The organism is Collinsella sp. LCP19S3_B6 (assembly GCF_052121815.1).
GTDB lineage: Bacteria > Actinomycetota > Coriobacteriia > Coriobacteriales > Coriobacteriaceae > Collinsella.
Map to the genome: position 1 here is coordinate 33,386 of NZ_JBQKDN010000014.1, position 21,071 is coordinate 54,456.

Below are 21,071 nucleotides of genomic sequence, written 5' to 3' on the forward strand. Positions count from 1 at the left end.
AGCATCGGGTCTCATATAAATGAGGGAGTGGTCGTGTAATCGGGTTCGCCCGCAGAGAGGGGGCCAGACTATGGGACTCGCAGAGCTCGTGTTGCTCGCCGTTGGCCTTTCGATGGACGCCTTTGCCGTTTCCATCTGCAAGGGTCTCGGCATGAAAAAGATCAACCTTAAAGTCGCCGTTGTGCTCGGCCTGTTCTTTGGCGGCTTTCAGGCCGGCATGCCCGTAATCGGTTGGGCACTCGGCAGCCAGTTCATGGGCATCATCGGTCCCATCGACCATTGGATCGCCTTTATCCTTTTGGCCTTTATCGGCGGCAAGATGCTGTGGGAAACCTTTACCGAAGACGAGGATGAGGACGAAGGCGACGGCAAGGATGCCGAAAAGATCGACCTGGGCGAGTACCTAATCCTTGCCATCGCCACCTCGATTGACGCGCTCGCCGTGGGCATCTCGTTTGCCGCGCTCTCGGTCGATATCGTGCCCTCTGTATCACTTATCGGCGTCACAACGTTTATCTTCTCCGTCGCCGGCGTAGCGATCGGCCACACCTTTGGCGCGTGCTACGAAAAACCCGCCACCATCGTGGGTGGCGTCGTACTCGTCCTCATCGGGCTTAAGATCCTACTTGAGCACCTTGGGATCCTCGCACTGTAACGAATAACGGCCGCCCGGCATTACGCCAGGCGGCCGTTTTCATAGCCAGCCGTTTTAGAGCGGCTTAACCAAGGCGACCTTTACGCGGCAAGGCGCTTGAGGACGTCGATGAGCAGCTCGTAGAAGCGCTCGGCAGAAGCGAGCTCCATGCTCTCGTCCGGGGTGTGGACATCGGAGAGCGTCGGGCCCACGGCGATGGCGTCCAGGCCGTGCAGGGCCTCGGCAAACAGGCCGCACTCAAGGCCGGCGTGAATGGACTCGATGCGCAGCTCGGAGCCAAAGAGCTCGCGATAGCTCTCGACAAAGACGTCGCGGACCGGCGAATGCTCGGCATAGCTCCAGCCGGGATACTCGAACTCAAACTTGGCGTCGAAGCCCAGGACATCGGCCAGCGTCTGCAGGCGGTCCTTGAACTCGTTCTGCAGCGAGGTGATCGAGGAGCGCGGGGACAGCATGATCTTGACCTCGTCGTCAGAAGTGGCAACCACACCGATGTTGGAGGAAACCTCGACGGAGCCGTCGGTAGCAACGTTGCGGCGGATCACGCCGTTGGGGGCAAGACGCAGGGCGCGGATGAGGGCAAGCGCGGACTTCTCGTCCATGGCCTCGACCTCGGCGTCGTCGGCAATCTCGACAGTGCAGGTAAAGCCGGGGTCGAAGACCTCGAGCTCGGCAGTGACGTCGGCGATAATGCCCTTTGCGATCTGGGCCGCGGCCTCGGCGGCAGCGTGGTCGGCGTAGACCAGAACAGCCTTGCACTCACGGTTGATGGCGTTGTCCTTGGTGCCGCCGTTAAAGCTAACGATGGCGGGCTCGCCGGCAACCATCAGGCGGTCGATGATGCGGGCCATGATGAGGTTGCCGTTGCCGCGCTCCAGGTGGATATCGCTGCCGGAGTGACCGCCCAGCAGGCCGGAGATGTCGAACGTGAGGGTGCTACCGGTCTTGTGCTCGCGCGCGATCGGGCAGGTGTAGGTAACGACGACGCCGCCGGCGCAGCTGACGGTGGCAACGCCCTCTTCCTCGGAGTCAAGGTTGATCATGGTGCGGGCGCTAATCTGGGACTTATCGAGTGTCTCGGCGCCGACCAGGCCAGTCTCCTCGTCGGTGGTGAATACGCACTCGAGGGCGGGGTGAACGATCGAATCGTCATCGAGAACAGTGAGCATCAGAGCGACGGCGATACCGTTGTCGGCGCCCAGCGTGGTGCCGTTAGCGGTGAGAACGCCGTCCTTGACGAGCAGGTCGATACCATCGGTCGTAAAGTCGTGCTCAACGGAGCCCAATTTGTCGCACACCATATCGATGTGGCCCTGCAGCATCACGGTCGGGGCATTCTCGGCACCGGCAGATGCGGGCTTGCGAATGATGACGTTGTAGACCTCGTCCTGGTACACATCGAGGCCGCGCTCCTTGGCAAACGCAACCAGGAAATCGCTGATGCCCTTCTCGTTGCCAGACCCACGGGGGATCGCGCTGACCTCCTCAAAGAAATGGAACAGCTGGGCGGGCTCATAGCCGGTGATCTTGTAGTCCATGGTGCCTCCTTGGCGCAACTGGTTAGACAATAAGACATGCGCCTTGTATATTCCCAGACTTCGTTTGCATAAACCAGTCGAAAACGCCGAGCGCTCTCGCATCATCGGCTAACGGCGGAGAAACGCCACTTTATTAAGATAAAGCAGGTAGACGGACCGCGCCGAAGGGACGTTGGACCCTTCAACCAACCTCAACGCCTGACCAACGCTTATGCATACGCCGTTGGTATGTTTAATGAGATTTACTTTGAACGAGGGGCCTTTCCAACAGAAAAAAAGGGCGCTCCTTTGGAACGCCCTCGTGGACACAAGGTTTTGTTACGCCCTACAGCGCGCCGGAACCGGCTTGCATCATGCCGCCGGGGCCCGAGCTTACGCCACTGCTCACAGGCGCGGCGTTTCCGGTGTGCGGCGCTTCCGGAGCGGTATCGCCCCCAAGCGCACCTGCCGGACGCGGCGCTGGGATCTCGCCCGTACCGTGGCTAAAGACGAACTTGCCGTCGGCCACGTCGCACAGGACGGTATCGCCGCTGCCCCACTCGCCGGCCAGCAGCTCCTCGGACAGCGGATCCTCGATGAGCTTTTGGATGGCGCGGCGCAGCGGACGTGCGCCGTTGGTGAGGTCGGTACCCTCGGCTACGATCTTGTCGTAGGCCGCATCGGTGAGTTTGATGTTCATGCCGTTGGCAATCAGGCGCTGGCGCAAGTCGTCCACCAGCAGGTGAGCGATCCTGGTCAGGTTCTCGCCCGAAAGCTTCTGAAACACCACGATGTCATCGATACGGTTGAGCAGCTCGGGGCGGAACAGGCGCTTGAGTTCGCCCATCGCACGGCCCTTAATCTCGCTCGAGGTAAGACCCTGCTCACCGGTGGTGCCAAAGCCAACGCTCGCATCCTGCGCAATCTCGCGGGCGCCCACGTTGGACGTCATGATGATCACGGTGTTGCGGAAATCGACCGTCTTGCCCTGGCTATCGGTCAGGCGACCCTCCTCAAGCACCTGCAGCAAGATGTTGAAGATATCGGGGTGCGCCTTCTCGATCTCGTCGAACAGCACGACCGAGTACGGGTGACGGCGAACGGCCTTGGTGAGCTGACCGCCCTCGTCGTGGCCCACGTAGCCCGGGGGGCTACCGATAAGCTTGGAGACCTCGAACTCGCTGCCAAACTCCGACATGTCGAAGCTGATGAGCGCGTCCTTGCTGCCAAAGAGATACTCGGCGAGCGTCTTGGCGAGCTCGGTCTTGCCTGTGCCGGTAGGACCCAAGAAGATAAAGCTGCCGCCGGGACGACGCGGGTCCTTGAGCGGCGAGCGGCTGCGGCGCACTGCCTTGGCCACGGCCTCGACAGCTTCATCCTGGCCGATAATGCGGGTCTTGAGCACGCTTTCGGTCTGCAACAGACGACGGCTTTCGCTCTCGGTGAGCGAAGACACCGGCACGCCCGAGGTCACGGACACGATGTCGGCAACCTGGGCGACATCGATGGTGAGCGGGCTGGCGTCGAGCTCGGCCGTCCAAGCTGCCTTGGCCTCGGCGAGCTCAATCTCGGCAGCCTTCTGCTGCTCGGTAATCTCGGCGGCCTTGTTCATGTCGTCGCCCTCGGTGGCCTCCTGCGCGGCAGCCTTGAGCTCCTCCACGCGATGCTCGGCCTCGCGCACCGACTCAGGCGCACGGTTGGCGGCAATGCGGGCGCGGGCGCCGGCCTCGTCGATGAGGTCGATGGCCTTATCGGGCAGGAAGCGATCCTGGATGTAGCGGTTGGAGAGGTTCGCGGCGGCCTCGATGGCACCCTGCGTATAGCGCACGTGGTGGTGCTCCTCGTAGCGCGGCTTGAGCGCGGTCAGGATCTTGACCGTGTCCTCGACGCTTGGCTCCTCAACATCGATGGTCTGGAAGCGGCGCTCGAAGGCCGGGTCCTTGGTGAGGTACTTGCGGAACTCCTCGGCCGTAGTGGCACCGATGATCTGGAAAGCGCCGCGCGCGAGCACGGGCTTGAGCATGGAGCTTGCATCAATGGATCCCTCGGCAGAACCGGCACCGATGATGGTGTGCATCTCGTCGATAAACAGGATGACGTCGTCGGCTTCGGTTGCCTCCTGGATTACGTTCTTGAGACGCTCCTCAAACTCACCGCGATACTTGGCGCCCGCGACAAGACCCGGCAGGTCGAGCGTCCAGATGTTCTGGTTCATAAGGTTCTCGGGCACGTTGCCGGCAGCGATCTGCTGCGCTAGGCCCTCGACGATGGCCGTCTTGCCCACGCCGGGGTCACCCAAGATAAGCGGGTTGTTCTTGGTGCGGCGCGAAAGGATCTCCATCATGCGCTGGACCTCCTTTTCGCGACCGATCACCGGGTCGAGCTCGCCGTCACGCGCCTTCTGCGTAAGGTTGGTGGCGAACTGCTTGAGCGTGTCGGTGCCGCTCCCCTTTTGCTGCGAGGCGTCCGAGCCGCTAAAGAACGGCAGGCCTGTACCGGGACGCCCGGCACCGGCACCGGCGAGCGGGCGCTTCTTGTCTTGATCCTTGGCGGTAAGCTTCTCGATGGCTTTTTTAATGGAAGCGGACGAAACACCCAGGCGCATGAGAATGTCCATGGCCATGCCGTTGCCCTCTTCGACGATACCGATGAGCAGGTGCTCGGTCGACACATAGGTCTGGTTGTTCTCGCGCGCCACGCGGAAGGAACGCTCCATCACGCTGATGACGAGCGGCGTAAAGGCGAGCTTAGCGGCCTCGGTCTCCTCGCTGGGCTCGGGAACGGTGGTCTGGACCTCCTTGAGCGTGTCCATGATGTCATCGTAGGAGATATCGAGTGAGCGCAGTGCCTCGGCGGCAATGCCCTCGTCCTCCTTGGCGAGCGCGAGCAGCAGATGCTCGGTACCCACCTTATTTGAGTGAAGATCGAGCGCCTCCTGCTTGGCCATGGACATGACCTTGCGCGCGCGATCGGTAAAACGGTCCAACATGCTAGTTCCTCTTAGACGAGCTAGTTTTTCAAACGCAAAGCGCCACTCGTGGCGGCGCTTTGGTCTCTTTACCCATATGGAGTATATGTTAACCGCTGTGGCCTTTTCCGCGTGCAGCCATACGACAACGTCTACAAAAAAGGAATCGCCGGGTGCGGCGGGCGCTCTAGGTTAGAGGCTCTTGCCTAGCAGGCGGGCTCGGCGTCCATGCTCTCGGCAACGTCATCGGCGGCATCATGGCAGCGGGAGCGCCCGGCATACGTACGAGCTCCATATGCTGCTCTTCAAAGACGGTTCCCATGGGGAAGGCATGGCGGAAGATAAAGCGAGCAACCGGACCAGCCACCAGCAGGTTCCAGGGCAGGGCCATGATAAAGTTGCGCGGAATGTTGACGAGCCACATCATCGGCAGCACCTGCAGGTTTGCGAGCGGGCCACCGGGCATGTGGAACAAGCCCTCGCACGCACCGTAGAACGACATGATGATGACCATGGGAACGACCATGCAGGAGCTGACGGCGAGCGTCATGGCAAGCGGTGAGCTCTTACCCGGCGTGACCAGGAATTTAAAAGCGAAACCCTTGGCAAGGGGGCTGGCAACAAACCAGTCGCAGCACATGGCAAAGACATAGGCAACGGGGAAGCCGAGCCACGCGGCGGCAATGACCTCGCCGTTGATGGCCCCGTGCTGTAGGGCAACGTTGTAGATGCTCATCCAGAGCACCATGCAAAAGCACATGATAAAGGTGAACAGCAGGCTCTCTCGTTTGTTGATAGGCATAAAGGGCATGGTCCTTTCTGTGTTGCGTCGCGGCGCCGCCAACAAAACGGGCGGGCGAGATGGAGTTACTGGGACTTCATCTCGCCCGCCCGTGGTACGTGCGTCTGCGACTACTTATGTGGTGGAACTACCCTAACACGAAAAGCCCGCGCTTCGTAAGCGTTGAGTTTATGAAGATGCAGGGCACCGATAATCCCCCGACCCCATAAGTTGCAGTGGAATACGGACTGTTTTGACCCTTTAAACAGCAATTCAGTCCCTATTTCACCGCAACTCATTTGGTGCAAAGTAACCTGTCCCCCCTTGTACCAATTAGCTGGTGTGGCGCCAGCGAGGGTCGGTGAGCGTACGCGCCACACCCAGCCCAACGGGCAGAAACGCTACGATGAGCACTGCGCGCACAAACCAGCCGAGCATATTGACTGTGTCGAAGGTGCACATGTAATACATAGAGCGATAGAGATACAGACCGGGCACCATAATGACAATCGAAGGCACCGTGAGGGCGATGCGCGGGTAGGTGAGCTTGACTTCGGCCAAGCTTGCCAGCAGACCCGATACCAGCGCGCCGATAAACGCTGCTGCCTTGGGAGGCATTCCCGTGCTGAGGCCCAGGAAGGGAATCATCGTCGGCGCATCGACAAGGGTCAGACGCAGGGTATTGGACACGGCGCCGATCAACCCAGCTGCCGCGGCCATCTTTACCGGGCTGTTGAACATCACCGAGAAGCCGAATACGCCAACGAAGCTCATCACCACGCGCAGGAGCGTAAGGGCAAGCGGCGAAAGGCCCAGTGGGGCAAAGTCGTCCGGCGCCAGTCCCACACACTCGGCAACCATCCAACCTACGAGGGTCGCCATCACAATAATCGACACAGCATACGAAAGACGCTCGATACCGCTTCGCATGTCGAGCTTAGCGATGTCGAGACCTGCCGTAATGAGCGGAAAGCCAGGAATCACAAAGAGCATGGCGCCGATATAGCCTTCTTGGTGCGACATTGCACCCGGAACAACCTGGGCGAGGCCGAGCAATGCCAGCAAATATGAGATACAGGCCAGTGCGACACCGAGCGTCAAAGCGCTGAACTGACCAAGGCCTTGCTTGAGAATATGGGAGCGGGCAAAGTTGCCGACACCCGCGCCCACGAACGCGCATGCCATCTCAATGGGACCGCCACCAAGTAAAAAGACAAAGGCGCCACAGGCGCAGGCTGCCGCAAGGCCCTGTTGCCAGGGCGCGTAATCAGGTTTTGAACTCTCAACGGTCTTGAGCATCTCGTGATACTCGTGCACCGTGAAGCGACGACCATAGGTCTCGATTTCCTTGAGGAAACTCTCCATCATCCAAATGCGATGGGTGTTGACGCCGGTTGTCGGCAGACTGACGACCTCGTTAAAGCAGTGGCCATCTTCGATGCAAGTACACTCAAACGACAGGAGACTTAAGTCAACATGGATGGTGACACCGAGTACGGCGGCGACTCGATTCATGGTATCGCGTACGCGCCAGGCACCCGTTCCACTCGCGAGCATAAGCATACCGGTGCGGCAGACGATGGATGATTTATCGGTGAGCGGCGCATCGACGGCAAGTTCATCGCCTGCCGTCACGATCTGGTGCCAGTCAGTTTTCATATGGAGCGCGCCGGCACGAACGCCGTGGTGCATGGGGGCTCTCGAAAGCAGCGAGTTAAGGCGCGAAGACTGTGGGGACTCCGTTGATTCGTCCTCAACCTCATCAGTCTCTTCATCGACCAGATCAAAGGAATCAAGCGGCGCTGGCTCGCGACGGTCGATCAGCTCCTCGTCCTCATCATCAAAGTAATTGAACTGATCGAGCATGTCCTCTTCGATTGCGCGCTCGCTCGCATCGTCCATATAGGCGCTCCCTTCCTGCCGACTAACCCCCATCCTAGATAGCGACAGCTAAAGGAAACATAAAAGAGACAACTGTCATGCGAGACATGTGCACAATAGCCGTTGGGTAGTCGTTTAAGAACGTCCCCAACGACTACTCCGGCAACGCCGATGTTTTGGCAACGACAGCGAGCGACGTCCAGGGCGAACAAGTTGGCATGAAAAAGGCAAGGCATAGACCTTCTGGTCATGCCTTGCCTTTTGAATGACAAATTGTCGCCCTGGGCGGCGCGCAGCGTCGGCTGGTCCGCCGTTCGGTAGAACGGCGGAACCAATTAGTACATCTTTGCGCCGGCGGGAATGGAGGCGTCGAGCTGGATCAGGTTGAGGCGCTCCTCACCCTCCTCCTCGTGGATGGCACTGATGAGCATGCCGCAGCTGGGGATGCCCATCATCTTGCGCGGAGGCAGGTTGGTGATGGCAAGCAGGGTCTTGCCGACCAGGTCCTCGGGCTCATAGTATTCGTGGATGCCGGAGAGGATGGTGCGGTCGGCACCGGTACCGTCGTCGAGCGTAAAGTTCAGCAGCTTCTTGGACTTCTTGACGGCCTCGCATGCCTTGACCTTCACAGCGCGGAAATCGCTCTTGGAGAAGGTATCGAAATCGACGAACTCCTCAAACAGCGGCTCAACGGCGATCTTGGAGTAATCGAGCGTGGGCTTAAGCGACTTAACGAACGGGCTCGCGGCGTTGCCGGCCTCGGCAGCCTTGGCGGCAGCGGCACCGGACTGGAAACCCTTCTCGGGCTTCATGTGCGGGAACAGCAGGACATCGCGGATGGAAGCCTGGTTGGTGAGCAGCATGACCACACGGTCGATACCGATGCCAATGCCGCCCGCGGGAGGCATACCGTACTCGAGGGCGCGCACGTAGTCCTCGTCATACTCCATGGCCTCATCGTCGCCGCCGGCCTTCTCGGCCATCTGGGCGGCAAAGCGCTCAGCCTGGTCGACCGGGTCGTTGAGCTCGGAGAATGCGTTGGCGTACTCGTGGCCGGCGATGACCAGCTCAAAGCGGTGGGTCAGACGCGGATCGTCCTCAAAACGCTTGGCGAGCGGGCTGACCTCGATGGGGTAATCGCACACGAAGGTCGGGTTGACGATGGTGTCCTCGCCCAGCTCATCGTAAATCTCGGCGATGATCTTGCCTGCAGTCCACTCGGGCTTGATCTCCAGGCCCTTCTCGCGCGCGGCGGCAGCAAGCTCCTCGACAGGCGTGTCGATGGTGACCTTCTTGCCGAGCACGTCAGAGACAATATCAGTCATGGGACGACTTGCCCACTCACCGGACAGATCGATGGTCTGGCCCTGGTACTCGATGACCTCGGGGTTGCCGATGGCCTTGTTGGCAGCCTTGATGACGCCCTGGGCGAGCGCCTTCATGCCCTCGAGATCGGAGAAGGCACGGTAGGCCTCCATCGTGGTGAACTCGGGGTTGTGGGTGAGGTCCATGCCCTCGTTACGGAAGATACGACCGATCTCGAAGACGCGCTCAAAGCCACCGACGATGCAGCGCTTGAGGTGCAGCTCGGTAGCAATGCGCAGGTAGCACTCCTGATCGAGAGCGTTAAAGTGCGTGATGAACGGCTTAGCCGTAGCGCCACCCTGAATGGTCTGCAGAATGGGAGTCTCGACCTCCATGTAGCCGTCGGACTCCATAAAGCGACGGAAGGTGGAGAGGATCTGCGAGCGCTTGCGGAAGGTCTCGCGAACATCGTCGTTGGCGATCAGGTCGACGTAGCGCTGACGATAGCGGGTCTCCTTGTCGGAGAGACCGTGGAACTTCTCGGGCAGCGGGCGAACGGCCTTGGAGAGCAGGGTCGCGCTCTTAGGGGCGACGGAGAGCTGGCCGCGCTGAGTGCGCACAACCACACCGGTCACACCCAGGATATCGCCAAGGTCGAGGGCCTTGAGCGTATTCCAGGCTGCCTCGTCCATGTCGTTGATGCGGCAGAACAGCTGAATCTCGGCGGTTGCGTCGCGCACGACGATGAACATGATCTTGCCCTGACCACGCTTGGCGACCACGCGGCCGCCGATCTTCACGACGTCCTCGGTGTCTTCGCCATCGGCAAGATCGGCATACTTAGCCTCGATGTCGGCAACGTAGTCCTCGATCTCGGAGTGCTCGGGATAGGGGTTCTGGCCCGCCTCGAACAGTGCGGCGCGCTTGGCCAGGCGCGTGGCGCGCTCGTCGTTGAGCGTCGATGCCTGCTCGGCGGCGTTCTGGTTCTCTGCCATAAGTTAGCTCCTCAAACTAAAACGCTCCCCAGGATTCGGTCCCAGGGAGCGAAAACATACCTTTACGCGGGACCGTGGTCTAGCGTACGATCTTGGCGATGGTGTAGACGCGAGTCTTGCCGGAAGGCGTAACGACCTCGACGGAGTCGCCCTCGCCGTGGCCGATGATGGCGTGGCCGACCGGGGACTCGTTGGAGATCTTGTGCTCGAGCGAGTTGGTCTCGGTGGTACCGACGAGCGTGACTTCCATGACCTCACCGTTGGGATCAATCAGCGAAACGGTGGAACCGATGGAGACGGTCAGATCGCCCGTGGTGGCAGCAACCTGAGCGTTGGCGAGAATAGCCTGAATCTCGGCAATGCGAGCAGCATTCTGAGCCTGCTTGTCCTTGGCGGCATCGTACTCGGAGTTCTCCGAAAGGTCGCCGAACGCGCGGGCTTCCTTGATGTCCTCGACGATCTCCTTGGCGTAATCGCCCTCACGCCAAGCGAGCTCCTCGACGAGCTTCTGGCGGCCCTCAGCGGTCAGTACGATCTGGCTTGCGTCCATACGGATATCTCCCCAACTATGATGTAACAATCAACTGTCAACATAACGAAAAAGACCGGCTAGCCTGCGGGCAAGCCGGTCAGGTGCTCACCCCAAAGGGATGGGACTACTCTGCGTCCGCGTCGCCGTCCTCTGCCTTCTTTTTCTTGGCGGCGGCGAGCTGGGCCTCGAGCTCTGCGATCTTCTTGTCCTCCTCGGACTCCTCGACCACAACGTCCTCGGCCTGCTTGGTCTCGTCCTTATCGTCGCCCTCCATACCCTCGCGGATATTCTTGACGGTAGAGCCGAGGGACTTGCCGAGCTTCGGCAGGTTCTTGGGCCCGAAGATAATCAGGACAACGACGAGAATGATGATGAGCTCAGGAGCCCTCAGTCCAAACATGTAGACCTCCACAAAACAGCGAGACAAGCTCGAATGAGTATACCGCGGGTATCGCGGTATCACAACAATAGCTAAAAAAAGGGACCGCAAGAAGCGGTCCCTCCTCATGCTCTGGTCGGGTTGACTGGATTTGAACCAGCGACCCCTGCGTCCCGAACGCAGTGCTCTACCAAACTGAGCCACAACCCGTTAGCTCGACTATAGTAACAAAGTTTTTCGCCGCGTGCTAGAGAAATTTTTATTTCTTTGGCGCGTCGATTTGAACCGTGTTGGGGATAAGCTCAGTCGCGCAGGACCACCAGCCATTTTGCTGGGCAGCCCCGGCAAGCCTTTCGGCCGTGGCGGCGGTGTCGCAAATGGCAAACGAGCAGGCACCCGACCCGCACACGTCCACGGCAACGGTTCCCTCCTGTTCGCTCAGCCAGTCGAGAACCGCCTGGATCTGCGGCTCCATCAAAGCAGAAATGATGCCCAAGTTGTTATGGATGAGCGAATACGCCATCTTCGCATCACTCACGCGAAGAGCCGATGCAATGGCACCGGGCGCAGTCGCGGGCACCGGGGCCTCGTCAAAACGTCGATAGGCCTCAATTGTCGAAACGCTCGCCTCCCGCGGCTTGACCAGCACAACGGGCGTCACAGGAAGCGCGGGGTACTCAGTTGCCAGAACGTCTCCCCCACCCACGTAGAATGCGGGGCTCGCATGCAAAAAGAACGGCACGTCGGCGCCGATGCCACGCGCAATCTCGTCCAGCGCAGGATCAGTGCGGTCGATGCCCCACAGCTCAGCCAGGGCAACGATAACCGCCGCGGCATCCGTCGAGGGGCCGCCCAGGCCGGCGCACAGCGGGATGCGCTTCTCAATCGTCACGCACACGTTTGCCTCGCGCCCGAAATGATCGGCCATGGCGACGGCGGCGCGGTAGGCAGTATTCTTTTGCATGGGAAAATCTGATGCCGGAACCGTCTGGACGGTCAACGCCTGCGCCGGCGTGACCGTCACGGTATCGGCTAGGCCGACAGCTGCCATCAGGGAATCGACTTTGTGGTAGCCGCGGGCATCGCGCTCGGTATGAACCCCCAGGTAGAGGTTAATCTTTGCCGGCGCAGTAAGGATGAGGGACCGATCGGTCACCGTTAATGCTCCTCGAGCTGGTTGCCGAGCGGAGTAAAGATGTGCTCGCCGCTCTCGGGGTCGAACAGTTCAACCTGACCGGTAAGGACGTCGATGTACTGGTAGGACTGACGCGACTTGCGGCCGCGGCGCTCGTCAACCTCGACGATAAAGACAGCCGGGTGGACGCTCTTGATGGTACCCATGCGCTCGACAACGCGGGTACGGCCCATGTTGGCCTTCACCTTGACGCGATCGCCCACCATATCGGTCAGCTTCTCGTGGATGTCGTCGACGTAATTGACTTCCATCTCTTCCATGAACAGGGCCTCCAGAAGGTGCAATTCAAAAAGGGGATAATACCCCTAAGATAGACAAAACTCTAATACTATAGCACCCTGTTACAACCCCACGCAAGTAGCTAATTAGGCTACTTACAGATTGTCGGTATCGAGGACAATGGTGAACGGGCCGTCGTTGACCAGGTCGACTTTCATGTCGGCGCCAAAGATGCCGTGCGCCACGTGGTCGACGTCCTGGGCGACGAGCGTCAGAAAGTACTCATAAAGCTCGTTGGCGATATCGGGCGCGCCAGCATCCGTAAACGACGGACGACGGCCGTGGCGGCAATCGGCAAACAGCGTAAACTGCGACACCACGAGCACCTCGCCGTCGACATCGGCAAGCGCCAAGTTAGTCTTGCCGTTCTCGTCCTCGTTGATACGCAGCCCGCGGAGCTTGCCCCATAGTTTATCGGCCTCGGCACGCGTATCGCCATGGCCCACACCCAGCAATACCAGATAGCCGCGCCCAATGCGGCCTACGCACTCGCCGTCGACCGTCACACCGGCGTTGAGCACGCGCTGCACCACCGCACGCACGGCCTACTCCTCGCCCGTGAGTTTGGCGGACAGGTGCTCGAGTGCATGGAAACGATGGCTGATGGCGTTCTTCTCGTCCGCTGTGAGCTCGGCCATAGTCTTGCCCGGCGTATCGACCGGCAGGAACAGCGGGTCGTAGCCAAAGCCGTGGTCGCCGCGGCCCTCGTGTGCGATAACGCCCTCGCAGGCGCCCTCGCCATAGGTGACCAGGCCGTCTTGGTCGATGAGCGCAACGACGCTCATAAAGCGTGCGGTGCGATCCTCGTCTGCCACGCCTTCCAGATTAACGAGAAGTTTGGCATTGTTGGCGGCATCATCGCCGTGTACGCCCGCATAACGCGCGCTATACACACCCGGCTCACCGTCCAGCGCGTCGACGACCAAGCCGGAATCGTCGGCGATGGCCATAAGGCCCGTCTCCTCGACCGCAGCCTGCGCCTTGATGATGGCGTTCTCCAAAAACGTCGTGCCGTTTTCCTCGGGGTCCTCAAAATCGCCCAGCTGGCCGAGCGCCACAAAGCGCACCTCGGGCATGACCTTGCCCAAAATGGCCTCGATCTCGGTGAGCTTATGGGCGTTACCCGTGGCCACAACAATGGTCGCCGCCGGGTCGAGGGTGTCGATGTCAATCTTCTCAAGTGCCATAGCTGGCCTCCTTGTCTCTTATAGCAATGCCGTGTAGAGGACGACGAGGGCCTCGGCCTCTCCCCTCTCAATCAACGGCAGTCTTATACTTCGGCGTTTTCGCAGATTAAACCTGCCAAAATCAACATCCCCTTTTGGCAGGTTAGGCGAGGGCTTGACGCTGAAGCTCGATGAGCTCGGCGATGCCCTTGTCGCCCAGATCGAGCAGGGCGTTGAGACGCTTGCGGTCGAAGGGCGCCTGCTCGCCGGTACCCTGGAGCTCGATCATCTCGCCGGAGTCGGTGGCGACGAGGTTCATGTCGACCTCGGCGTGGCTGTCCTCGGAATAATCCAAGTCGAGCAGGGTGTTGCCGTCGACGACGCCCATGGAAATAGCGGCAACCTGACCGGTAAGCGGAATGCGCTCGAGCTTGCCCGCCTCGACCCACATGGCAAGGGCGTCGTGCAGCGCCACCCAGGCGCCGGTGATGCTCGCCGTACGCGTGCCGCCATCGGCCTGGATCACATCGCAGTCAACGGTAACGGTGTACTCGCCGAGCGCTTTCATGTTGACGACGGTGCGCAGGCTGCGGCCGATCAAGCGCTCGATCTCCATGGAACGGCCCTTGCGGTTGGCATGTTCGCGCTTGCAGCGCTTGCCGGTCGACGCCGGCAGCATCGCATATTCCGCCGTTACCCAACCGGCCTTGGCGCCCTTGCGCCAGCCCGGAACGCCCTCCTCGATGGTGGCGGCGCACAGCACGCGCGTGTCGCCAAACTCTGCCAGGCACGAGCCGTGGGCGTGCTTCATGACGCCGCGAGTGAGCTTAACGGGACGCAGCTCGTTTGCGGCGCGGCCGTTGGCGCGGTTGACCTGCATATATTCCATGGAACTATCCTTTCGGCAAAAGATGTGGCGAAGACTCCGGCGACATTGCGTGCCTAACCGAGTTCGTCGATATCGACATGCTCGATGCTTTTGAGCGGCTGGCCAAAGATAAAGCTGCCCGCCACCGCAAACTCGGCAATGTTGTCGGACGTGGTGGCAAAGCGATGCTGCGGCTCGGCGGTGTTGCCCGCCAGCTGCTCACGGCGCGTGAGGATATCGGTCAGCTCTCGGGTGGTCTCCTCGGCGGAGCTCACCACGCGCACCCCGGGCCCCAACGCATGACGGATGGGGCCCACCAGCAACGGAAAGTGCGTACAGCCGAGCACCACGGTATCGATGCCACGATCGTGCAGTGGCTCGACTGTGGCGTTGACCAGCGCGCGAACGGCTGGCGTATCAAAAATATCCTCGTTCTCGAGCCACTGCTCCTGCAGATGCGCGCCCGAGGCGAGCTCGTGCTCGACAACCTCGACAAAGCTCGAGGCAGGGCAGCCATACACGTCCACGCCGGCATCCAAGTCCTGGATGGCGCGCGTGTAGGCGCCCGAGCGGATGGTGAGGTTGGTGGCGAGCACGCCCACACGGCGCGTGCGGGTGCTGTTGATGGCGGCACGCGCGCCCGGCGCGATTACGCCAATCACGGGGACATCGAGCACCTGCTGAGCCAGGCGAAGCGCCGCTGCCGTCGCCGTATTGCAGGCGATGACCATGATCTTGACGTCGTGTCTCGAAAGCCAGCGCCCCGCCTGTAGCGCAAACGAGCGTACCTCGTCCTCGGTGCGGGTGCCGTAAGGGCAGCGCTTGGTATCGCCAAAGTAGTAGACGGACTCGTGCGGAAGCGCCGTCGCAATCGCGCGCGCAACCGTCAAGCCGCCCAGGCCCGAGTCGAACACGCCGATGGGGCGCGTATCACCGGCCAGATTCTCGATATCGGACATTACCTCACCAGATTCTCTCTCGAAAAGATATGGCCAAGCGTAACGGCACTGCGCTATGAACGGGCCGCGACGAGCAGCTCCGCCGTCGCCGCCCAGCCGTCAACGATCCTGCCGCGCGTGACAAAGGCGTTATCGCAGGACGCAAGAAACTCGGACGCGCCGGCGCTGGTCAGACCGTTCTCGACCAGGCAGAACGTGCCCACGTGGTCGGCCATGTAGAAATCAGACTCGGAATCGCCGAGTGCCAGCGTCTCGTCGCGCTCGATGCCCAGATGCTCGCAGAAACGCGCGACCGCCACGCCCTTGTCGAGACCCGACGGATTGATGTTAAAGGCACGACCGTCCTCGACGCGATCGAGCTCGAGGGTCGTCGGCTTGGACAGATGAGTCAAGTGGCCGTTGCAGGCCCAGACCAGACCGCAGCCGGCCTCGTCGAGGATGGCCTGCGCCTCGTCATCGGGAATATCGCCGCGCATGCCGACGGTGACCTCGCGGTACTTATAGCCAGTCGACATGTCGTTGTGGTACTCGATCTTGTGCGGCCAGCGAGCGAGAATCTTCTCGCACACGCCGGTCTGCTCAATCACCTGGTGCGGCGTAAGGCCGCAGGCGGGGTCGTAAGGCATGTCGCCGGTCAGATACTCCCAGTCGTTGGCCTTGAGGTCGTACATGACCAGGCCACCCATCTCGCCAATGTAGGAGTTGAGGCCGAGCACGCGGGCATCTTCGTGGATCATGGTGCGGTTGCGACCCGAGGTGGGAATTACCTGGATGCCAGCGCGGGCAAGCGCCACGACGGCCTCGACGAGCTTGGTCGAGGGATTGCCGTCGTTGTCGCGCAGCACGCACGAGCCGGGCGCGAGCATCGTGGCGTCCAGATCGGTAAAGACGTACTTGACCTTGGCAAGGCGCTCGCGCATCTCGCCCGAAAGCTCGGCAACGGTCGGCAGGGTGTTGTGGGACATGGTCACTCCATTTATTACGTAGAAGAGGCTTAATCTTGGTACCGCGTTTTCCCTAAGGTGAACACGCTTGAGAGGCACCGCATCATCGGGCGTCGAGGATCCGCAAACGCCATCCTAAAGGCAACGGCGCTTAGGCGTCGTACGCCGCAAGGATGCGTTTGAGAACCGAGCCATCACGCTCGCAGGGCTCGGGTCCGTTCTTGCGCAGCATGCACTCCTCCTCGCCCTTGCCGGTCACGATAACCACAGCGGGGCGGTCGGTCTCGCGCACGGCCGTCTCGATAGCGGCGGCGCGGTCGCACACGATCTGCCAGCTATCGTTTCCCTGCGCCTGGACATTGCGCGCGATCTCGGCGCAGATGTCCTCAACGTCCTCGGGGCCCGGGTCATCCTCGGTAATCACGATGCGATCGGCGTACTTGCCGGCAGCGATACCCATCGTAGTACGGCGATCGACACCCTTGCCTCCCGTTGCACCAAAGACAACCGCCAGCTCGCGCTCGGGATAGTTCTCGCGCAGGTCGCGCAAAAGCGTCTCGAGGCTCATGCCGTTGTGCGCATAGTCAACGACGCCCAAAATCTTGCCCGATGCAGACGGATAGAGCTCCATGCGACCGGGAACAAAGACGCCCTCAAAGCCATGGACGATGCCCTCTTCGGAAATGCCGAGGGCCTCGGCGCAGGCAATAGCGGCAAGCGCATTGGACACGTTGAACTTGACGGGCGTGGGGATCACGATGTCACGCGTAAAGCGCGGCGTGCGGACCGTGGCGATCACGCCGCAATCGCCGTTGCGAATGGCCAACGCACGCACGTCGGCGCGTCCATCGGTCAGCGAGAACGTCACCGTGCGCTCGCAGCGGGACGCCGCCTCGAGCACGCGGTCGACGTGGTCCATATCGAGGTTGACCACGGCAAAGCGGCTCTGCGAAAAAATCTTGAGCTTGCTGGCAAAGTAATCCTCGAGCGTGGGGTGCTCGATCGGCGAGATATGGTCCTCACCGATATTGGTAAAGGCGCCCACTTCAAAGTCAATCTTGCCCGTACGCTCGTATTTGAGGCCCTGGCTCGACGCCTCCATGACCAGCCACGGAGCGCCCGCCTCGGCGGCATGTGCGATACGCGACTGCAAAAGGAAGGACTCGGGGGTCGTTAGCTTAGAAGGACCGGCCTCGATACCGTCATCGAACTCGATACCCGTGTTGAGGGCTGGTCGATGACGGCCCGTGAGCTTAGCCTCGTTGGCAAGAATGCCACGCAGATAAAAGCTGCAGGTCGACTTGCCCTTGGTGCCCGTAAAAGCACAGACCTTCACCTTGCCCGAGGGATGACCGTAATAGGCGTCCGCCACCACAGCGAGCGTACGGCGGATATCGTTGACGATCACAGCGGGAATATCGACGTCGTAATCAACCTCGGACACGTACGCCACGGCGCCTTCGGCAATCGCCGAGACCAGATACTCGGGCTTGAACGCACGGCCCTTGCAGACAAACAATGTGCCCGGACGTACCTGGCGCGAGTCGTCGGTCGCAAACTCGATGCGCTGGTCGCAAAGAGTATCCGGCTTGGAAACAACAAGGGCCTCGGCCTCGAGCAGCTCCACATAGCGCATCAAAGCCAGCTTCTCCTTCGTCGCACCCGACATATAACGACCTTTCTCGCTAAACCTAACCTTAAAAGAGCAAAAACCGTCCCAGATGAATCCGGTCGCGCCCCTGTATTATCAACCATCCTAATATGCCACCTGACCTTGCGAGTGTCTCAGCACCCTAAAAACTTGCAAGGACCAGCGCACGGTTAATTCGAAATAACAAAACCCCCGCCCTACAAATGCGCGCGATGCGGGGATGACCAGTGAGTTTGTCATGCTCTACAAGGACACGTCGCTGCTTTCGAGCGTCGGCGTCATGGAACTCATGCTGTTCTCCAAAAACCTCACGGCCACCACGGGCAACATCACACCCTATATTTGCGCCGCACCCTACTATCTGGTTGTGACGATTCCGCTCATCCACGTCGTCGCCAAGGCAGAGCACCGCCTTGCCAAGCGCGGCAAGCGCTAGCCCCTCTCGCGCTCTCGCACACAGCAATCGTCGCAGTCACGGCCCGCCGCTTCACCCAACGTGCGGGCCGTGGTTTTTCGGTCCCCTCGGCGCTTATGCCCCATCACGAAGCAAAAGATTGGCATGATAGTAAGGATTGATTGATATCGACTGCTGCAAACCTTGCGGCAGCGCACCTAAGCCGTCAGCAGAAAGGATCTTGCATGTGCGGTTTTGTCGGTTTTACCGGTACAGATGAACAGAGTGAGCTGGTTCTCACGGCCATGATGAATCGCATCATCCATCGCGGGCCGGATATGGGTGGCCAGCACATCGTCGATAACGTCGCCCTCGGCTTCCGCCGTCTTTCGATTCTCGACCTTTCCGAGGCTGGCGCTCAGCCCATGTCGAGCGATGACGGCAAGGTCACCATCGTCTTCAACGGCGAGATCTACAACTTCCAGGAGCTTCGCGCCGAGCTCGAGGCTGCCGGCTACGTCTTCCACTGCAACGCCGACACCGAGGTCCTGGTGCACGGCTACGAGGCGTGGGGCGAGGACCTGGTCAACCGCCTGCGCGGCATGTATGCGTTCGTGATTCACGACCAGAACAGGAACAAGCTCTTCGGCGCCCGTGACATCTTTGGCATCAAGCCGTTCTATTACTACCGGGCCTCCGACGGCTCGCTGCTGTTTGGCTCCGAGATCAAGAGCTTCCTGGACCACCCCAAGTTTGAGAAGGCCGTCAACCGCGACGCGCTGCGTCCCTACCTCACGCTGCAGTTCCCTGCCACGGAGGAGACGTTCTTTAAGGGCGTGTTCAAGCTTGCCCCCGCGCATTGCTTTACGTACGACCTTACGACCAAAACTATGGATATCAAGCGCTACTGGAGCTGCGACTTTACCGATGACAACTCCAAGAGCTTCGAGGAGTACGTGGACGAGTGCGACAAGGTCGTGCACGAGAGCGTTGCCGCGCACCGCATCGCCGATGTTAAAGTTGGCTCGTTCCTCTCCGGCGGCGTCGACTCCAGCTACATTGCCGCCTGCCTCATGCCCGACACCACGTATTCCGTCGGCTTTGACTACAAGAACTTCAACGAGACCAACTACGCCGCCGAGCTTTCCGACAAGCTTGGCATTAAGAACGTGCGCAAGATGATCACCGCCGACGAGTTCTTCGACGCGCTACCCGATATCCAGTACCACATGGACGAGCCGCAATCGAACCTCTCCAGCGTACCGCTGTACTATCTGGCACAGATGGCCGCCGAGGAAGTTACCGTCGTCCTTTCGGGCGAGGGCGCCGACGAGCTGTTTGCCGGCTACGAGTGGTACGAGGACACCCCCGAGATGCGATCCTTCAAGAAGCGCGTGCCGCTCGGCGTGCGCCGTGCCCTGGGCTCGCTCGTTCAGCATCTCCCCTACTTTAAGGGTCACAACTTCCTGACCAAGTGCGCCGAGGTCCCCGAGCGCTGGTACGTGGGCCAGGCAAAGGTGTTCGACCCGTCCGAGGTTGACGAGGTTCTCAAGCCAGCTTACGACACCGGCAAGAACGCCTCCGAAATGTGCGCAGAGTACTACAAGCAGGTCCCCGACTGCTGCGAGCTCTCTAAGAAGCAATACCTGGATATGAACATGTGGCTTCCGGGCGACATCCTGCTCAAGGCAGACAAGATGTGCATGGCACACTCCCTGGAGCTCCGCGTTCCGTTCCTGGACAAAAAGGTCATGGAGTTCGCCGAGCATATTCCCGCCAACTACCGTGTCAACGAAGAGGGCTGCAAGCTTGTCCTGCGCCACGCCGCCAATCGCACGCTGCCCGATGAGTGGGCAACGCGCAAGAAGGTTGGCTTCCCGGTGCCAGTTAAGTTCTGGCTGCGCGAGCAGAAATACTACGACTACGTCAAGGAGTACTTCACCGCACCGTGGGCTGCCGATTTCTTTGACACCGATGCGCTCATGAAGCTGCTCGACGATCACTTTGAGGGCCGCGCGCTCAACCAGCGCAAGATCTATACCACGCTGACGTTCCTCATTTGGTACAAGCGCTTCTTTATCGACGAGAACAAGGGCACCGAAGTCTCCGCTTAGATTTCGTTATGAATTAGCGGTGAACCCCGCAGGGTTTCCGCTATACTCAATTCCCGCGGGCGATTGGCGCAACGGTTAGCGCAGGTGCTTTACACGCACAAGGCTGGGGGTTCGAATCCCTCATCGCCCACCACTTGATTGAAAAGGCTCCCAGCGATGGGAGCCTTTCCCTTTTGGGCCCAGTGCAGAGGGATTCGAACCCGCAAGGGTGCGGAGCTGAGGAAACGCGAAGCGTTTTCCAGCGCAGCACGCGAGGAGCGGAGCGACGAAGCGGGGCGCGGGCGGCGCCAGCCGCACGCGGACATCCCTCATCGCCCACCACTTGATTGAAAAGGCTCCCAGCGATGGGAGCCTTTCCCTTTTGGGCCCAGTGCAGAGGGATTCGAACCCGCAAGGGTGCGGAGCTGAGGAAACGCGAAGCGTTTTCCAGCGCAGCACGCGAGGAGCGGAGCGACGAAGCGGGGCGCGGGCGGCGCCAGCCGCACGCG

18 protein-coding genes and 2 tRNA genes are annotated in these 21,071 nt (G+C 60.5%); 4 read left to right on the top strand and 16 right to left on the bottom strand.

The features are described from left to right. Positions 1-70: 70 nt before the first annotated feature. Positions 71-655: a manganese efflux pump MntP gene (locus ACTQWD_RS06355; protein WP_441559549.1), complete on the top strand. Its 585-nt coding sequence runs from the start codon at positions 71-73 to the stop codon at positions 653-655. An 80-nt stretch (positions 656-735) separates the two neighbouring features. Here the strand turns inward: ACTQWD_RS06355 and ACTQWD_RS06360 are convergent, their stop codons facing one another. The 16 genes from ACTQWD_RS06360 to ACTQWD_RS06435 all read right to left on the bottom strand — a co-directional run bounded on the left by ACTQWD_RS06360 (position 736) and on the right by ACTQWD_RS06435 (position 18,093). Next, positions 736-2,193, bottom strand: a complete 1,458-nt coding sequence (locus ACTQWD_RS06360) for an aminoacyl-histidine dipeptidase (protein ID WP_154514776.1) — start codon at positions 2,191-2,193, stop codon at positions 736-738. A 325-nt stretch (positions 2,194-2,518) separates the two neighbouring features. Next, on the bottom strand, positions 2,519-5,161 hold the full coding sequence (locus tag ACTQWD_RS06365) for an ATP-dependent Clp protease ATP-binding subunit (protein WP_441559550.1): 2,643 nt from the start codon (positions 5,159-5,161) through the stop codon (positions 2,519-2,521). 166 nt (positions 5,162-5,327) lie between these two features. Next, complete coding sequence (locus ACTQWD_RS06370) at positions 5,328-5,942, bottom strand: DUF2798 domain-containing protein (protein ID WP_441559551.1); 615 nt, start codon at positions 5,940-5,942, stop codon at positions 5,328-5,330. Between the two features lie 312 nt (positions 5,943-6,254). Beyond that, entirely contained in the window at positions 6,255-7,823 is a 1,569-nt protein-coding gene (locus tag ACTQWD_RS06375) for a threonine/serine ThrE exporter family protein (protein WP_441559552.1), read from the bottom strand. 314 nt (positions 7,824-8,137) lie between these two features. Continuing rightward, positions 8,138-10,102 carry a lysine--tRNA ligase gene (lysS, locus tag ACTQWD_RS06380; RefSeq protein WP_154514782.1) on the bottom strand — a complete coding sequence of 655 codons (1,965 nt, stop codon included), beginning with the start codon at positions 10,100-10,102 and terminating at the stop codon, positions 8,138-8,140. Between the two features lie 79 nt (positions 10,103-10,181). After that, on the bottom strand, positions 10,182-10,652 hold the full coding sequence (gene greA / locus ACTQWD_RS06385) for a transcription elongation factor GreA (RefSeq protein WP_441559553.1): 471 nt from the start codon (positions 10,650-10,652) through the stop codon (positions 10,182-10,184). A 106-nt stretch (positions 10,653-10,758) separates the two neighbouring features. Beyond that, the gene (tatA, locus tag ACTQWD_RS06390) at positions 10,759-11,034 is read right to left on the bottom strand and encodes a twin-arginine translocase TatA/TatE family subunit (RefSeq protein WP_195838497.1); all 276 of its coding nucleotides are present in this window, start codon (positions 11,032-11,034) and stop codon (positions 10,759-10,761) included. A gap of 112 nt (positions 11,035-11,146) precedes the next feature. Next, positions 11,147-11,223: transfer RNA gene (locus tag ACTQWD_RS06395), tRNA-Pro, on the bottom strand. A 49-nt stretch (positions 11,224-11,272) separates the two neighbouring features. Then, on the bottom strand, positions 11,273-12,169 hold the full coding sequence (gene ispE / locus ACTQWD_RS06400) for a 4-(cytidine 5'-diphospho)-2-C-methyl-D-erythritol kinase (protein ID WP_441559554.1): 897 nt from the start codon (positions 12,167-12,169) through the stop codon (positions 11,273-11,275). Between the two features lie 2 nt (positions 12,170-12,171). After that, positions 12,172-12,468 carry a Veg family protein gene (locus ACTQWD_RS06405; protein ID WP_118206416.1) on the bottom strand — a complete coding sequence of 99 codons (297 nt, stop codon included), beginning with the start codon at positions 12,466-12,468 and terminating at the stop codon, positions 12,172-12,174. 114 nt (positions 12,469-12,582) lie between these two features. After that, positions 12,583-13,029, bottom strand: a complete 447-nt coding sequence (gene dtd / locus ACTQWD_RS06410) for a D-aminoacyl-tRNA deacylase (protein WP_441559555.1) — start codon at positions 13,027-13,029, stop codon at positions 12,583-12,585. 3 nt (positions 13,030-13,032) lie between these two features. Continuing rightward, positions 13,033-13,674, bottom strand: coding sequence for an RdgB/HAM1 family non-canonical purine NTP pyrophosphatase (gene rdgB / locus ACTQWD_RS06415; RefSeq protein ID WP_118206636.1), 642 nt, complete (start codon positions 13,672-13,674; stop codon positions 13,033-13,035). 142 nt (positions 13,675-13,816) lie between these two features. Continuing rightward, positions 13,817-14,542, bottom strand: coding sequence for a ribonuclease PH (gene rph / locus ACTQWD_RS06420; protein WP_117799672.1), 726 nt, complete (start codon positions 14,540-14,542; stop codon positions 13,817-13,819). A gap of 53 nt (positions 14,543-14,595) precedes the next feature. Beyond that, positions 14,596-15,480, bottom strand: coding sequence for a glutamate racemase (gene murI / locus ACTQWD_RS06425; RefSeq protein ID WP_117769301.1), 885 nt, complete (start codon positions 15,478-15,480; stop codon positions 14,596-14,598). A gap of 53 nt (positions 15,481-15,533) precedes the next feature. Further along, entirely contained in the window at positions 15,534-16,445 is a 912-nt protein-coding gene (locus ACTQWD_RS06430) for an HAD family hydrolase (RefSeq protein WP_427793596.1), read from the bottom strand. Between the two features lie 130 nt (positions 16,446-16,575). Beyond that, the gene (locus tag ACTQWD_RS06435) at positions 16,576-18,093 is read right to left on the bottom strand and encodes a Mur ligase family protein (RefSeq protein WP_441015129.1); all 1,518 of its coding nucleotides are present in this window, start codon (positions 18,091-18,093) and stop codon (positions 16,576-16,578) included. A gap of 202 nt (positions 18,094-18,295) precedes the next feature. On the opposite strand from ACTQWD_RS06435, the gene ACTQWD_RS06440 reads away from it, so the two are divergent. From ACTQWD_RS06440 to ACTQWD_RS06450, 3 genes are all read left to right on the top strand, one after another. Beyond that, positions 18,296-18,511, top strand: a complete 216-nt coding sequence (locus ACTQWD_RS06440) for a hypothetical protein (RefSeq protein ID WP_441559556.1) — start codon at positions 18,296-18,298, stop codon at positions 18,509-18,511. A gap of 203 nt (positions 18,512-18,714) precedes the next feature. Continuing rightward, complete coding sequence (gene asnB / locus ACTQWD_RS06445; protein ID WP_441056825.1) at positions 18,715-20,583, top strand: asparagine synthase (glutamine-hydrolyzing); 1,869 nt, start codon at positions 18,715-18,717, stop codon at positions 20,581-20,583. A 57-nt stretch (positions 20,584-20,640) separates the two neighbouring features. Then, a tRNA-Val gene (locus tag ACTQWD_RS06450) sits at positions 20,641-20,716 on the top strand. Positions 20,717-21,071 lie beyond the last annotated feature (355 nt).